Source organism: Paenibacillus antarcticus (assembly GCF_001637225.1).
Classification (GTDB): domain Bacteria; phylum Bacillota; class Bacilli; order Paenibacillales; family Paenibacillaceae; genus Paenibacillus_AQ; species Paenibacillus_AQ antarcticus.
Genome location: NZ_LVJI01000006.1, coordinates 20,440 through 37,008 on the forward strand (window position 1 = coordinate 20,440; position 16,569 = coordinate 37,008).

At 42.0% G+C, this 16,569-nt stretch carries 14 protein-coding genes; 13 read left to right on the top strand and 1 reads right to left on the bottom strand.

Annotation, left to right across the window (positions count from 1 at the left end):
* Positions 1–26: 26 nt before the first annotated feature.
* Positions 27–1,154, bottom strand: coding sequence for an alanine dehydrogenase (gene ald, locus PBAT_RS04840; RefSeq protein WP_068647097.1), 1,128 nt, complete (start codon positions 1,152–1,154; stop codon positions 27–29).
* A 583-nt stretch (positions 1,155–1,737) separates the two neighbouring features.
* On the opposite strand from ald, the gene PBAT_RS04845 reads away from it, so the two are divergent.
* From PBAT_RS04845 to PBAT_RS04905, 13 genes are all read left to right on the top strand, one after another.
* Complete coding sequence (locus PBAT_RS04845) at positions 1,738–3,072, top strand: LLM class flavin-dependent oxidoreductase (protein ID WP_068647099.1); 1,335 nt, start codon at positions 1,738–1,740, stop codon at positions 3,070–3,072.
* A 60-nt stretch (positions 3,073–3,132) separates the two neighbouring features.
* Positions 3,133–4,788, top strand: coding sequence for an ABC transporter substrate-binding protein (locus PBAT_RS04850; protein ID WP_068647101.1), 1,656 nt, complete (start codon positions 3,133–3,135; stop codon positions 4,786–4,788).
* 18 nt (positions 4,789–4,806) lie between these two features.
* On the top strand, positions 4,807–5,733 hold the full coding sequence (locus tag PBAT_RS04855) for an ABC transporter permease (protein ID WP_068647104.1): 927 nt from the start codon (positions 4,807–4,809) through the stop codon (positions 5,731–5,733).
* 68 nt (positions 5,734–5,801) lie between these two features.
* Positions 5,802–6,695: an ABC transporter permease gene (locus tag PBAT_RS04860; RefSeq protein WP_084402832.1), complete on the top strand. Its 894-nt coding sequence runs from the start codon at positions 5,802–5,804 to the stop codon at positions 6,693–6,695.
* Positions 6,696–6,723: 28 nt separating this feature from the next.
* On the top strand, positions 6,724–8,766 hold the full coding sequence (locus PBAT_RS26185) for an ABC transporter ATP-binding protein (RefSeq protein WP_068647106.1): 2,043 nt from the start codon (positions 6,724–6,726) through the stop codon (positions 8,764–8,766).
* A gap of 132 nt (positions 8,767–8,898) precedes the next feature.
* The gene (locus PBAT_RS04870; RefSeq protein WP_068647108.1) at positions 8,899–9,165 is read left to right on the top strand and encodes a glutaredoxin family protein; all 267 of its coding nucleotides are present in this window, start codon (positions 8,899–8,901) and stop codon (positions 9,163–9,165) included.
* Positions 9,166–9,424: 259 nt separating this feature from the next.
* On the top strand, positions 9,425–10,327 hold the full coding sequence (locus PBAT_RS04875) for a LysR family transcriptional regulator (RefSeq protein WP_068647110.1): 903 nt from the start codon (positions 9,425–9,427) through the stop codon (positions 10,325–10,327).
* Positions 10,328–10,608: 281 nt separating this feature from the next.
* Positions 10,609–12,036, top strand: a complete 1,428-nt coding sequence (locus PBAT_RS04880) for an alanine/glycine:cation symporter family protein (RefSeq protein ID WP_068647113.1) — start codon at positions 10,609–10,611, stop codon at positions 12,034–12,036.
* 310 nt (positions 12,037–12,346) lie between these two features.
* Complete coding sequence (locus PBAT_RS04885; RefSeq protein ID WP_068647115.1) at positions 12,347–13,195, top strand: transporter substrate-binding domain-containing protein; 849 nt, start codon at positions 12,347–12,349, stop codon at positions 13,193–13,195.
* A 50-nt stretch (positions 13,196–13,245) separates the two neighbouring features.
* Positions 13,246–14,022 (top strand): amino acid ABC transporter permease, encoded by a 777-nt coding sequence (locus PBAT_RS04890; protein WP_068647117.1) that lies wholly within the window; start codon positions 13,246–13,248, stop codon positions 14,020–14,022.
* Entirely contained in the window at positions 14,019–14,729 is a 711-nt protein-coding gene (locus PBAT_RS04895) for an amino acid ABC transporter permease (protein WP_068647119.1), read from the top strand. The genes PBAT_RS04890 and PBAT_RS04895 overlap by 4 nt, the downstream gene beginning before the upstream one ends.
* Complete coding sequence (locus PBAT_RS04900; RefSeq protein ID WP_068647121.1) at positions 14,726–15,478, top strand: amino acid ABC transporter ATP-binding protein; 753 nt, start codon at positions 14,726–14,728, stop codon at positions 15,476–15,478. The genes PBAT_RS04895 and PBAT_RS04900 overlap by 4 nt, the downstream gene beginning before the upstream one ends.
* A 69-nt stretch (positions 15,479–15,547) precedes the next feature.
* A complete protein-coding gene (locus tag PBAT_RS04905) occupies positions 15,548–16,567 on the top strand; it encodes an LLM class flavin-dependent oxidoreductase (protein ID WP_068647123.1) in 1,020 nt (339 codons plus the stop codon).
* Positions 16,568–16,569 lie beyond the last annotated feature (2 nt).

Below are 16,569 nucleotides of genomic sequence, written 5' to 3' on the forward strand. Positions count from 1 at the left end.
GTCAAAGCATTTGTTATATGTGAGTGTTAAGAACTGACTTGATTAAATGCTTTATCAGCAGGCACATATTCGTAACCTAAGTCACGAGCCACGGCTTCATATGTGATGTAGCCATTGATGACATTAGCTCCACTTGCAATAGCAGGATTACTGCGGATTAGTTCTTGAATATCATGATTAGCTAGTTGTAATGCGAATGGCATCGTGGCATTGGTTAAAGCAATCGTTGAGGTTTGTGGTACAGCACCAGGCATGTTCGCAACAGCATAATGGACTACGCCATGTTTCACATAGGTTGGTTGATCATGTGTAGTGATATGGTCAATCGTCTGTACGATGCCGCCTTGGTCAATAGCTACATCAACTATAACAGACCCTGGTGACATGGATTGTACAAGTTGCTCAGATACTAACTTCGGTGCTTTGGCTCCAGGAATAAGAACGGCTCCAATTAATAAATCCGCTTCTGCGACAGATTTAGCAATGTTAGAAGGGCTAGAGACGAGTGTCTTAATCTGATTACCAAATATATCGTCTAATTGTCGTAAACGTCCTACGTTCAGATCTAATAGCGTAACATCTGCCCCGAGTCCGATAGCGACCTTCGCTGCGTTTGTGCCAACAATCCCACCACCTATAATCGTAACTTTCCCTCGTGCTACGCCGGGTACACCTGATAATAGGATTCCCTTGCCCCCATGCGGTCTCTCAAGTAACTGTGCACCGATCTGCGCTGCCATCCGCCCAGCAACTTCACTCATAGGTGTTAGGAGCGGGAGAGTACCGGCAGACGTAACAGTCTCATATGCAATGGCAGTGACACCTGAATCGACCAAAGCTTTGGCAAGAGCAGGCTCAGCTGCTAGATGTAAATACGTAAAGAGAATTAATCCTTTTCGAAAATAACCATATTCACTATCGAGAGGTTCCTTTACCTTCATAATCATATCGGATTGAGCCCACACTGTTATAGCTTGTTCGACCATAATAGCGCCAGCGGCAGTGTACGCATCATCAGAAAAGCCACTTTCTGCACCCGCATGTGTCTCTACATATACGGTATGTCCACCTTGCAAGAATTCTGCCACACCGGAAGGCGTGATTGCTACCCGATTTTCATTATTCTTAATCTCTTTTGGAATTCCAATTTTCATTGTAGATCACTCCTTTACTCCATTTATTATATGAATATACGAACGAACAAGTTGCGTGCTTTTCCTACCATAAAATGATGCCCATATATAGTACATCCTAAATATCTACTATATATCTTTATAGACATTAGTAAATATTTAAAATGAATATGAAACAGAGGAGGTTTTTTTTCATCAAAAAGATAAGTTATTTGTCGATTGTAAGTCATATAGGAAATAGGTTTGTTCTATTTTTGAATAGAAAAAGGCTATTAGACGTGAGATACGGCTCGTGCTAAAGTAATACCAAGTTTAATTCATAGTTAACAGGTAGGGATTATGCAATATATTTAAGGAATATTTTTTCGAAGCAGACTTAAGTAATAACGCTAAGAAATTAAGTATATGCTTCCGAGGTGAATTTTTAAAGAAGCGGAAACAAGATGTATTTTCATAAAAACTAAAAGCATATGCTTCCGAGGTATTTTTTTCGAAGTTAACTCTCGAAGTGTTGCTCAAAAAATTTTAGCCTATGCTTCCGAAGTGAATTTTTAAAGAAGCGGATACTAGAAGTATTTTCATAAAAATTTTAGGAGGAACAATTATGGCCAAACAAAAGAAGTTAAAGCTTGGAGCGATCATTCACGGAGTAGGCGGGAATCCCGCGGCATGGAGACATCCTGACGTACCTTCAGATGCAAGTGTGAATTTCAATTACTATAAAGAGCAGGCATTATCGGCGCAGGCTGGTAAGTTCGATCTCGTATTTATTGCGGATGGGCTATATATTACAGAGAAATCGATTCCTCATTTCCTTAATCGGTTCGAGCCAATTACCATTCTGTCTGCGCTGGCTGGAGTCACCTCCAATATTGGGCTTGTTGGGACACTCTCTACTTCATACAGTGAGCCCTTTACAGTCGCACGGCAGTTCTCCTCTCTGGATCACATCAGCGGAGGTCGCGCAGGTTGGAATCTGGTAACTTCTCCGTTAGAAGGATCAGCTAAGAATTACAGCAAGGAGGGACATCCGTCTCACCCAGAGCGTTACAAAATTGCAGATGAATATCTCGAAGTGACCAAGGGCTTATGGGATTCATGGGAAGATGATGCCTTTATCCGCGATAAAGAATCTGGTGTTTTCTTTGATCCTGAGAAGTTACATGCATTGGAACACAAGGGAGAGTTCTTCTCCGTGGAGGGACCATTGAACATAGCAAGGTCTAAGCAAGGGCAGCCCGTTATATTCCAAGCAGGTTCGTCAGATGATGGGAAAGATCTAGCGGGTAAAGGTGCAGACGCGGTGTTTACGGGTCACGGGAACGTTGAAGATGCTAAGAAGTTCTATGCAGATGTGAAAAAGAAAGCCATCGAGTACGGACGTTCTCCTGATGATGTTCTTATTTTCCCTGGCATCGGTCCAATTGTAGGTCGGACGGAAGAAGAAGCAGAGCGTAAATACCAAGAAATTGCGAGCCTAGTTACGATTGAGAATGCGTTGAACTATTTAGGAAGATTCTTTGAGCATCATGATTTCTCACAATATCCGCTCGATGAGCCGTTCCCTGATTTAGGCGACTTAGGGGCTAATAGCTTCCGAAGTGGGACAGATAAGATTAAGCAGGATGCCAAGGAGCATCATCTAACACTTCGTGAGGTAGCACTTGGAGCCTTGACACCTAGAGGGAATTTCATAGGAACGCCTGAGAAAATCGCAGATTTAGTCCAGCAGTGGTTCGAAGAAGAAGCGGCAGATGGATTTATTATTGCGACTGGTGTGCCTAGTGGATTGACTGACTTTGTTGAGCTAGTTGTTCCTATTCTACAAGAACGTGGAATTTATCGTTCAGAATACGAATCTGATACGTTACGTGGCAATCTAGGCTTGTCGATTCCTGAGAATCGTTACGTTAAGAAGAAAGTTACAACTGAAGTCTAAGGAAATAGCTAGAGATAAATAGCAGAGAATTGATTGAGATATGGATAGGGGGAAATATAGATGCTGAAATTGCAAAATAATTGGTTGAAATACGTTGCGGTGGCGATGGTCCTCATGTTGGTGTTGGGTGGTTGTTCAATAGGTACGAAGGAAGCGGATGGTAATGCTACGGGAACAACGACGGAAGGTGTAGGTGGCAAGTCCTCACAGGGAGGAGAACTAAGCTATGCGTTAGCAACTTCTCCAGACACGTTAGACCCACATAGAAGTGGATTGGCCGTATCTGTTCGCGTGATTAGAACCCTATATGACAGTCTAGTCGTGCAATTGCCAGATCACACCATTGGTCCTTGGCTTGCAACAGAGTGGACTGTGTCACCTGATGCTAAGAGCTACACTTTCAAGCTTCGCCAAGATGTTAAGTTCCAAGATGGAACGCCATTTAATGCAGAGGCGGTTAAATATAACTTCGATCGGATTATTAATCCAGAGACGAAAGCAGCGAATGCACAAGCTTTGCTCCATCCTTACAAATCGTCAGAGGTGATCGACGAATATACCGTTAAATTAAACTTGGAGACACCTTCTCAAGCCTTTCTGGGGAATTTAACGCAGGCTTTATTAGGACTTGTGTCACCTACTGCGGCGAAGAAAGACGGCGAACAATTCGGTAAGAATCCTGTGGGAACAGGCCCTTTCAAATTTGTGAAGTGGGATGAGAATGCTGAGATTGTCGTTGAACGAAACGATGACTATAAGTGGGCTCCGGCTATTGTTGATAATAAGGGGGCCGCATATCTCGATAAAATCACCTTTAAAATCATACCAGAAGAAGCGACCCGGATTGGTAGCGTACAAAGTGGTCAGGTGCATGCTGCTGAGACCGTACCTCCGCAGAATGTAGCTTCGATAAAGGGTGACTCTAACTTTCAGTTACTACAAGTGAATACGGTTGGATTACCGTACACCCTCTTTTTCAATCAAAGACGTGCACCATGGAATGATCCTAAGGCAAGACAAGCGGTTCAACTTGCGGTGGATGTCGATTCTATTGTGAAGACGTTATACCTTGGGACCTATGAGAGAGCATGGTCACCGTTATCACCAGGGATTTTGGGTTATAATGAATCGCTTGAAAACAGTATCAAACCTGACGTAGATAAAGCTAATCAGTTGTTAGATGAGCTTGGTTGGGCGCGTGGTGCGGATGGAATCCGTGAAAAAGACGGCAAGAAACTAACAATTCAATACGTAGATGGTTCACCAAATCGCGAGAAGAGAAATGATATTGCTGCGATCGTTCAACAGCAGTTAAAACCTTTGGGGATTGATGTCAAAGTCGAGATTACAAAGGACGTCCAAACGGTGGTGTATATCAATGGTGATTATGATTTATATGGTAATAATCAAGTTAATTCCGATCCTAATGGGCTGTATTGGTTCTATCATACATCTGCGCCAAACGCAGCCAAGCTAAGTATTTCAGGGAGTGCTGATCCAGAACTTGATAAGTTACTTGAGCAAGGATTGGTGGAGTCAGACCAAGGCAAGAGAATCGCTATTTACAAAACAATTCAAAAAAATATTATCGACAAGGCTCTTATACTTCCTATTTATGTATTTCCTTATACGGTTGCAGCCTCGAACGCTGTGAAAGATGTGAAATTTGATACCTTGGGTTACCCTCTCTTTAATGATGTTAACCTGCTCAAGTAAACAAAGGAGGTAGTGGAAGTGGGCAGATCCATCATCACAAGACTATTTACATCGCTATTTGTTGTCTTAGGGTCGTTGATCCTTGTGTTCTGTATCCTTTATTTGCTTCCTAGTGATCCTGTTCTAATGATGATCGACCCATCTTCTGCTACGCCAGAGACGATAGCTAATTTACGCCATCAGCTAGGGTTAGATCGACCGTTCTATATTCAATTCGCGTCATATTTCAACAACATCATTCATGGTGACTTTGGCAATTCCATGATGAATTCAGAGCCAGTTCTTCCCAAAATATTAAAGCATTTCCCAGCTACGCTGATGCTTACGATAGCAAGTTCTATTATTGCTGTTATTGTAGGTGTTCTGCTAGGCGTATTGTCTGCTATTCATCGGAACCGATGGATTGATATTGTGGCAAGAATTGTTGGCCTATTTGGTATCTCCATGCCTACGTTTTGGACTGGAATTCTGCTCATTCTATTATTCTCTATACAACTACACTGGTTACCTGTCATGGGGTCGGATGGATTCAAGACGTTAGTCCTTCCAGCGATAACGTTAGGAATCGTTGGAGCGGGATTCATCGTTCGAATGGTTCGCAATAGCATGCTTGAAGTCATCCATGAGCAGTTCATTGTAACACTGCGCTCTAAAGGGTTATCGGAGAGGGCTATCATGTATCAGCATGCGTTACGTAATGCGCTTATTCCAGCTATAACGATGATGGGTGTATTGATTGGGGAGATGTTAGCCGGTGCGGTTGTCATTGAGACGGTCTTCTCTAGACAGGGCATAGGCCGAATTATTGCAGATGCAATTATGGCAAAAGACTTACCTGTAGTTCAGGGTGTCGTCTTCTTCTCAGCGATCATCTACATTATCGTCAATCTCATTGTGGATATTTCCTATACCTATATTGATCCACGAGTAAGACGGGCGCATTAGTGGTTGTAGGTGGGGAGAAGTATCGCTTACGAAGATAGTTTGCTTCGCAAACTTTTAGGAGGTTACCCATGAAAGAAGTCATTTCATCAGAAGTCGCATGGCAGGGGAGGAGACTGCGGTTTCCGACTTCCTTGTTTCAGAAGCGACTCGCTGTGTCTGAATTGTTGGTGGTGGTTGCGGCGTTAGTGGTGGCATTCATTATTCTATGTGCAATAGTTCCGGGGTGGATTGCGCCATATTTACCAACCGAGATGCTTACAGATCAATTATTACAGGCACCTAGCGCGGCTCATCTATTCGGAACAGATTATTTCGGAAGGGATATATTTAGCGTAGTGGTATATGGCAGCCGAGACTCACTATTCATTGGTTTCGCCTCAGTGATCATTGGTGGACTCGTGGGTGGCTTGATTGGCGTCATATCGGGATACATTGGGGGCATTGTAGATACGATTCTTATGAGACTTATTGATGTTCTAATGACTATTCCGGGCATCTTACTTGCCCTAGCTATTGCGGCATCACTAGGACCAAGTCTATTTAATATTGTTCTGGCTGTAGCGGTATCTGCTATTCCAGGATATGCGAGAGTCATGCGGGGACAAATGATAAGTATTAAAAGCCGTCCTTTCATTATGGCGTCGCGCTCAATCGGTAGTTCTAACATCCAAATCCTGTGGAAGCACGTCCTTCCGAACTCCGTGTCACCCCTTCTTGTTATGGCTACTCTAGGGATTGGTTCATCTATTCTAATGGGTTCGGGGTTAAGCTTCTTAGGTTTGGGATTGATTAAGGAAGTTCCCGATTGGGGAACGTTACTCTCACAAGGAAGGGGATATCTAACGGTTGCTTGGTGGATATGTACTTTTCCAGGGCTCGCAATAACGATATTCGTTATTGCGGTCAATATCATTGGGGATCAAGTGAGAGATGTATTAGATCCGAAGAAACGTACAGCTTAATATCCATTTCGGAAGGAGGGGTCGTTACTTGACACAACTACTGGATATCCAACATTTATCGGTAGATTTTAATACTAAAAAAGGCTTGCTTAGAGCCATAACGGATGTGTCATTGACCATTCAAGCAGGTGAGACGGTCTGCCTTGTAGGAGAGTCAGGAAGTGGCAAGACAATTACCTCTAAATCCGTCATGAGATTGATTGACTACGAGAATGGAATCATTTCCGAAGGCAATATTATGCTGAATGGCATTGATCTCGTTGCCATGCCACAGAAAGAATTACGTTCACTTCGTGGGAAAAAGATGGCGATGATCTTTCAGGAACCAATGGCAGCCTTTGATCCGGTATTTACGATTGGTAGCCAGATTGTTGAAGTTATTATGACCCATCAGCAGGGTTCGCGTAGCAAAGCTTGGAAGCATGCTGTCTATTTACTGCAGAGGGTAGGAATACCAGAGCCAGACATCCGTATGAAGCAATATCCGAATGAATTATCGGGTGGGATGCTTCAACGGGCAATGATCGCAATGGCTCTGGCATGTGGTCCTGAATTACTGATTGCAGATGAGCCAACGACGGCGTTAGATGTGACCATTCAAGCGCAGATTCTACAGTTGTTGCAAGAACTAAAGACAGAATTTAATATGTCGATTTTGTTGATTACACATGATATGGGCATCGCAGCTGAAATAGCAGATCGAATTATCGTCATGTATGCAGGTCAAGTGGTGGAGCAGGCGACTGTGTTCCAATTATTTGAGCAGCCACATCATCCATATACAAAGGGTTTACTTCAATCCATTACAACGATGGATAGTGATCGTTCTAATAAGCTGTATTCCATTGAAGGATCGATTCCTAGTCTGTCTGATTTGCCTACAGGTTGTCGGTTCCATCCGCGTTGTCCCTATGCAACAGAGCGTTGCGTTAAGGACAATCCACCCTTACAAGTAGTGAACGGTCGTTTAACAGCATGTTGGCATGCGGAAGTGCTTGTTCAGTGTAAGGATTGGAGTCAGAAGCACCTAAAAGTAGATTCGTTGGATGCACCTGCAATCGAGGTGCATGCAACTTCGGAAGCAAGAGAAGAGTTGGTTGATGGGGATAATTTGTTCGCAATAGAGGGACTAAGTAAATTCTATCCCATTCGTAATGGCATTCTTAGTCGCAATAAGACCGTGATTCGAGCGGTGGATGATGTATCTCTTAATATCCGTAAGGGCGAGACGTTTGGACTGGTTGGGGAGTCAGGAAGCGGTAAATCAACGCTAGGTCGTGTCATTTTGCAGCTAGAACAAGCCACTTCGGGTCGTGTCATGTATCAAGGTCGTGACTTAGGAAATCTCAATGCGACGGGACTCAGAGAAGCACGCAAGAATATGCAAATGATATTTCAAGATCCGTATAGTTCCGTAGATCCGCGTTGGAATGTGGGCGATATCATTGGAGAGCCCTTATCTGTTCATGAGGATTTAAATACGAAGGAGAGAAGGTCACGTGTAGAAGAGCTTCTAGAAGTAGTGGGTCTTGATCGTACTTGGGTTGATCGATATCCACATGAATTCTCAGGTGGTCAACGTCAGCGGATTGGAATTGCTAGGGCGATTGCGCTTCATCCGGAGTTCATTCTGGCGGATGAAGCTGTCTCGGCGTTGGACGTTTCCGTTCAATCTCAAATTGTTAACCTTATGCAAGATTTACAAAAGGAACTGAACCTCACATATCTATTCATTGCGCATGGACTTAATATTGTGCGGCATATATCGGATAGAATCGGTGTCATGTATCTTGGTAAGCTTGTTGAGATTGCCCCTAGTGAGGCGTTATTTCTGCATCCTGCTCATTATTATACGAAGGCGCTTATTGCTTCCATCCCCTTGCCAGATCCTACACGTACAAGAGAGTATATTGCGATTCAAGGAGAAATCCCTTCCCCAGCGCACCCGCCATCGGGTTGCCACTTCCATACACGTTGCCCCGCAGCAACAGCAAGATGCAGAGAGGAACAACCCGTGCTACGAGAGGTAGGACGAGGACACTTAACAGCGTGCCATTATCCAGCATTATAAGAATAGTGAAATGACGAAGTGAAAACAATTCGTAAAACGTAAGCCGATGCTTACGAAGTTATTACTTCGTAAAACTTTAGCCAATGCTTACGAAGTTAGTTTTACTTCGTAAAACTTTAGGAGGAATTATATATGTCAACGAATCCAAAGATTGTCGTGTGGAGTAAACCGGGATGCCATTATTGTTCAGAAGTGAAAACGTACCTTGAGGATAATAATTACAGCTATGAGAATATAAATGTAGAAGGTAATGATATTTTGCGTGATGTATTAGAGGTGAAATACGGTGTGCGGCATGTACCGGTCGTAGAGATTGGTAATGATGGGAAATTCGAAGCTGTTACTGAAGTTGGGTTAGAGCATCTGCAATCCGTCTTAACAAGTCATTTGATATCATAGGAAACGGCTGTTTGAAGGGACGCTATTACTCACTATTATGGGGATTTTTTTATCCTGTCTTGTAATCGAGATGGGATGGAGAATCCCTTTATTCATGTTGTCTGATTGTTAAGCGATGTGGTGGCAAGGTGGATTCATGAAATTCATCTTGAATTATTCTATGGAATTGCTGTAATATAATAGGAAATCATATAACCAAGTTATTTTATAGGATAAGTTGTAAATGTAAGATGATATGATCGCTGAGGAGGGAATTTAGATGAATATTGAGAATTTGGAGGCCTTTGTTTATGTGATTCATTACGGGAGCTTCAATAAGGCGGCAGATATGTTATTTCTATCCCAGCCTTCAGTAACCGCGCGAATACAAACACTGGAACGAGAATTGGATTGCAAACTGTTTGATCGCTTTGGAAGACAGATTCAATTAACGGAAAAAGGGAAACAATTTCTTCCCTTTGCTCAGCAGATATTACAAACCTACCAAAAGGGTAGAGTACAGCTCCATAAACAAAAAGCGCTGCCGAACGTTGTCAGAATTGGCTGTACGATATCCGTAGCTAACTACATCATCCCAGACGTACTTCCTGTTCTCAAGACCAACTACCCTGACCTCACGTTTAAACTTAGCGTAGCGACCACTGACGATATTATGAATCAGGTACTGAATAAGGAGCTCGATGTTGGATTTGTGCGTAATGTGGCACATCCGCATCTTCAATCTATTAAGTTATATATAGATCCCATTACGTTATATGTACATGAGGGGCATTCTTTTATTGATAATCATGAGGTAACGATTAAAGATATTGAACAAGAGGCTTTAGTATTCTTTGAATGTGGTGCATTGGATTGGTTGCAACTACATCGTGTATTTGAGAATTTAGACAATCCTCCCCAGATTGAGTACATGACAGACAATTTAGAGACGGCTAAGAAATTAGTTTTGAATAAAGCAGGGATCTGCTTTCTGCCCAGTCTATGTGTGAGCAAGGAAGTATCGGAAGCGAAGTTATTCCCTATTCATTTCCCGGAAGTGTCTAACATTTCATTGCAAACCAATCTGATCAACCTTCATGGAGAGAATAGCGTGGTGTTTAACTCGCTTTTGGATATGGCTAAGGAGATTCTTCTCAGCAAGCAATCATTTTTGAAATCTTAATATGAGAGAAGTGTTAATCGTTGTATGTCCAGATGGGTGCCAGAATAGTCATTTATATTCTGGTTTTTTGTGTATGACGGATGGTCTAATTCGTAATCATGGTTTAAAGAAAATAGAAACTCCTCCGAAGTGTGTATGTTTAAACCTGAAGTTAGGAAGATTAAAAGATGTATGCCAAATTAATACATGTATCTCTCCTTAATAAAAATTTGATATACTAATATGTCTACTCAAAATGGACATTTAATACCATATTACTCAACTAGATGGGAGCCGCATAAATGTTGCAAACTTTTCAAAACATGATTGATTTTATAAACAGTATGATGTGGTCTAAATTACTAATCGTTATGCTTATCGTCTGTGGTCTGTATTTCACCTTTAGAACGAAGTTCCTACAATTTCGTCTATTAAAAGAAATGATCCGCCTATTAAGAGAATCTAAGGGTGGTGCTCGTGATAGCATTTCTCCGTTTCAAGCATTTTGTATAAGTATGGCTGCTCGTGTCGGGACCGGTAATATTACAGGAATTGCGATCGCGATTGCACTTGGAGGCCCTGGTGCAGTGTTCTGGATGTGGGTTATTGCCATTATTGGTTCAGCATCGAGCTTCATTGAGAGTACGTTAGCACAAGTGTATAAAGTCAAGGATAAAGATGGCTTCCGAGGTGGACCAGCCTACTACATGGAACGGGGATTAAATAAACGATGGATGGGTGCTTTGTTCGCTATTCTAATCACATTATCATTCGGACTGGTGTTTAATGCCGTACAGTCGAACACGATTTCAATAGCTTTCGAGAATGCTTTTGGCACGAATCGTTTAATAATCGGCTTAGTCATGGCTGCGGCATTTGCTGTTATTATATTTGGTGGCGTAAAACGTATCGCGAAGATGTCTGAATATATCGTCGTTGTACTAGCGGTGCTTTATGTTGGTATTGCTGCCTATGTCGTGCTAGTTAATATTGGGCAAGTTCCAGCAGTGATTACGCTGATCGTAAAGAATGCATTTGGTATTGAACAAGTTGCAGGAGGATCATTAGGAGCTGCGCTTATGCAGGGTGTGAAGCGTGGATTGTTCTCGAATGAAGCGGGTATGGGGAGTGCACCTAATGCAGCAGCCACGGCGACGACAAGCCACCCGGTTAAGCAAGGGTTAATTCAAGCCTTAGGTGTGTTAGTAGATACATTGGTGATTTGTACAAGTACGGCTATGATCATCCTACTCTCAGGCGTATATACGCAATCTGGGTTAGATGGCATCGAATTAACACAAGCGGCACTAAGTGTTCATATCGGCTCATGGGCCTCGGGTTTCTTAGCCTTAATGGTGTTCTTATTCGCATTCAGTACGTTGATCGGGAATTATTATTATGGAGAGACTAATATTGCATTCCTGAAATCCAATAAGATCTGGATTAACATTTATAGATTTAGTGTATTAGGAATGATCATATTCGGATCTGTGGCTCAAGTTAAGTTAGTATGGGATCTAGCTGATTTATTTATGGGCTTCATGGTTATCGTCAATCTGATTGCTATTACGTTGTTATCCAAGGTCGCTTTTGCCGCACTGAAAGATTATATGGAGCAGAAGAAGGCAGGGAAAGATCCTGTATTTACGAGAGAAAGTCTGCCTATACTGGATGATTCTCATAGGGTTGAATGTTGGGATTCGCAAGTGACATCATCTAAAGCAGAATAGTTTAGTGAGGCGCGAACTTTTTGGTAAGGGTAATGTAAATCTAAAATAAATGATGAAATAGACTACTGTATGACGAGTAGTCTATTTTTTTTGTCTATTTCTCCAACTGCCCTCAATAATAACGCCCATTGACTATAAATGTGCTATTGAAATATCAAATGATGGTATAGAAAACCTCTATTAGCTAACCCGTTGACGGGAACAACGCATGGTTGTAAAGTTAATCCAACACTAAATCATACAAAACTTATAGGAATTATGAGATTGAATTATTTTATTTTTAGAGAACACAAATTGGGGAGGAATAAGAATGAAGAAGCTGGCTGTGATAAGCGCTGTAATATTACTAATGGTAATGTCTACAGGGTGTGGATCAAAGAATGATGGGGAAGTTGCACAGGGGGATAAGACTGGCGGAAGTTCTACAGAAGTGAAGAAGATCCTTGTCGGTACAGGTACGCAGTTCCCGAATGTCTGCTTTATTGATGAGGACGGCAAACTGACTGGGTTCGATGTTGAACTTGTGAAAGAAATTGATAAATTGTTGCCAGAGTATGAATTTGAATTTAAGACGATGAATTTCGATAATTTATTACTAAGCCTAGAAACAAACAAAATTGATTTCGTCGCTCACCAAATGGAAAAGAATAAAGAGCGTGAAGAGAAATTCTTATTCAACAAAGAACCATATAGCATTTTCTTATCGAAAGTAGCCGTGACAAAGGATAATACTACAATTAATTCGATTGAAGATTTGAAAGGTAAGAAGGTTCTTATTGGACCAACAAGCAACCAGGCTACTTTCTTAAAAGAATATAATGCAACGCATGATAATGCCCTTGAAATTGTGTATTCCAGTGGTGAGGCCAATGATGAAGTAACGCTATTTGAGAACAAGCGCGTAGATGCTACACTATCCACGGATTTTGCAATCAGAGATTACCTTGGTACTGACGGTACGCCTGCTTTGAAGACAGTTGGAGAGGCACTGATTCAATCGGATGTATTGTTCGTATTACGTAAGGATGGTCAAGAATTGTCAGATAAGCTTGATGAAGCGGTTAAGACGTTGAAAGGCAATGGTACGCTAGCTAAATTAAGTGTCCAATGGCTAGGTCAAGACTTTACCAAGAGTTTAGCTGAAGAAACTAAGAAATAAAAAAATTTCCTAGATGTAAATTATGAACTTATAAGAGGGGTGTAAATGCTGTGGGCAGACAATTTGATATTAACTATGTATTTGATTTTTTACCCAAATTACTGTCATACCTGCATATCACCCTATTTATCGTAGCAGGCTCCATATTACTTGGTCTTATTATCGGGTTTATAGTGGCGTTGCCCAGATTATACAATGTCCCAATCTTAAAAAGAGTCTCTCAAGTATACGTATCATTCTTTCGTGGAACACCCATTCTGATTCAGCTGTTCCTTATTTATTACGGGTTACCGGAATTGTTGAAATTAATTCATGTGGATACCTCAAGGACAAATGTGCTTATATTCGTTATCGTGACCTATGCCCTGCACAGCGGGGCATTTATTTCAGAAGCGATACGCGCCGCAGTGAATGCAGTTGATCGGGGTCAGATAGAGGCGGCCTATTCGGTTGGAATGAGTGGCTACCAAGCATTGACGAGAATTATACTTCCTCAGGCGTTGTCGATATCTGTGCCGATTCTTTCTAACCTAGTTATCGCCAATCTGAAGGATTCCTCACTAGCGTTTACGTTAGGTGCTATGGAAATGACGGGGAAATCACAGACTTTAGGATCAGCCACGCGTCATTTTATTGAGACCTATATTGCTTTATCTCTAATTTATTTCGTGATTAGTACAGTTCTTGAAAGAATATTCTTCTATTTGGAAGCTAGACTGCTAAGGCATGAACGGCAAATTATCGAGAAGGAAGGGTCACAGAAAAGGTTGATTGGATGGCGTAAAAGAGAGATAGCAAGGTTAGAGAAAGGGGTTGATCCACATTGAAAATTGACCCACTGTTCATTCTAACGGCTTTGCTAAGTTTGTTTAAAGCACTCCCAACGACATTAATTATTACCGCGGTCTCTGTATCCATGGGATTGATTATTGGATCGGCGGTTGCGCTTATTCGGATATACAGAGTACCGGTTCTGCATAGAATCGCTGTTGCTTATGTCATGTTCATTCGTGGTACGCCCATGTTGATGCATTTATTTCTTATTTATTTCGGACTTCCGATGCTTATAGATGGGATATCAGGAGCTTGGGGACTCCCTTTTCACTCCAATCAAATTCCTTTAATCGGTTTTGTGTTTATTTCTTTCTCTCTAACAGCAGGAGCTTATATGTCAGAGGTCATTAGAGCGGGTATCATCGCTGTTAATCGTGGACAAATAGAAGCAGCCTATTCCGTAGGGATGACAACTGCACAAGCATTGAGAAGAATTGTTCTTCCTCAGGCATTATCGGTGTGTCTCCCGAATCTCTCTAATAGCCTGATAGGTATGCTGCATGCATCTACGCTTGCTTTCGCCGTGTCAGTGGTGGATATTAACGCACAAGCACAAATTGTGGCGGCAACCAATTGGAAGTTTCTTGAATCCTATATTGCAGCAGCACTACTCTTCTGGGGAATGACGGTTCTCATAGAGAGAGCAACAAGTAGGCTTGAGAAACGGATCAATAATTACAATCGAGGAGGTGTAGCATGATTAAACTGACCAACATATCCAAGTCGTTTGGTAAGCATGAAGTGTTACATCGTATTAATCTGACCGTGGAAAAAGGGGAAGTCGTTGTCATTCTAGGTCCGAGTGGCTCGGGCAAAACAACGCTGCTTCGTTGCATTAATTATTTAGAGAAACCCAATGAGGGACAAATTGAGATTGGTGATTTCAACTTAGATTACAAACAAGCCAATAAGAAGGATATTCATAATCTTAGACAACGATCGGCTATGGTGTTTCAGCACTACAATTTATTTAAGCATAAGACGGTACTTGAGAATGTGATGGAAGGACTTATCATCGTTCAGAAGTTCTCGGCGGACGCGGCTAAGCAGAAGAGTATAGAAATGCTAGAGAAGGTGGGACTTGGTGCGAAGCTTGATGCCTACCCTAGCCAATTATCAGGTGGTCAACAACAGCGTGTAGGTATTGCACGGGCATTAGCCCTTAATCCAGAAGTGATTTTATTTGATGAGCCTACTTCAGCACTAGATCCTGAATTGGTCGGCGAAGTATTAGATGTTATTCGTAAAATCGCCAAAGAAGGCATCACGATGATTGTTGTTACACATGAGATGGGCTTTGCTCGGGATGTCTCTAACCATGTGGTCTTTATGGATGAAGGTATCATCGTTGAAGAAGGAAGACCGCAAGATATTTTTGGTGCACCTAAGGAAGAGCGGACGAAGCAATTCTTGAAACGCATCACTTCAGAATGGGCGTACTCGATATAAATAAGAGTTCAAAATGTGACCTTTTGAACAACCTCTAAAAGAGGAAATATAGAAGGAGCGGATGATTCGATGGGAGTAAAGCTTAGTATATTAGACCAAAGCCCAGTATTTGAAGGTGATACCGCTGCGATTGCTTTTCAGAATACTATTGAACTCGTTCAACTAGCTGAAGCGTTAGGTTATCACCGATTCTGGGTGTCAGAACATCATGATTCTGATCAAGTTGCTGGGTCATCACCAGAAGTTCTGATTTCCTATTTATTAGCGCGGACACAATCCATTCGGATTGGTTCAGGTGGTATTATGCTTCAGCATTATAGCCCATATAAGGTAGCCGAGAATTTCAATGTCCTAGCGACATTAGCACCTGGGAGAGTAGATTTAGGTGTTGGGAGAGCACCTGGAGGACTTCCTCGTTCTACGAAGGCACTTCAACAGGGAATTACCGAAACACCGTCATTAGAGCACAAGTTGGAAGAACTAGAACAGCTCATTCATAACCAACTGGATGAGGATCATCCACAAAGTGGCTTACGTGCAACGCCTAATCCGGTACAGCCTGCTAAACTGTATCTGCTAGGTGCCAGTGTATCTAGTGCAGAGTCTGCTGCGGATCTAGGGCTTCCTTATGTATTTGCTCAGTTTATTAATAGTGATCCTATTATTGCTGAGAATGCCTTCGCCACATACCGAAATCGGTTTAACACAAGCAAGGGTACCCAACCACAGCTAATTCTAGCCCTCTCTGTCATTATTGCAAATACAGATGAAGAGGCGAATGAATTAGCCGGGGAACAGAAGCTAATCAAGGTACATTTAGATAGCGGGAAATCTGTGACTTTAGGTACAATAGAAAAAGCAGAAGAATTTGGTAACCAATCGAATGAAGGCTATCGAATCGATATTCAAGATGCTGCAATCGCCAAAGGATCGAAGGAGACGGTTCGAGAACATCTGCTTAATCTTCAACAACAATATGGTATCGAGGAGTTTATCGTTACGACAGCTATTAAGGATTTCTCCAAGCGAATTCATTCTTATAAGTTGCTAAAGGAAGCTTTCTCAGAGGTACTAGTAGAGGGTGAATAATA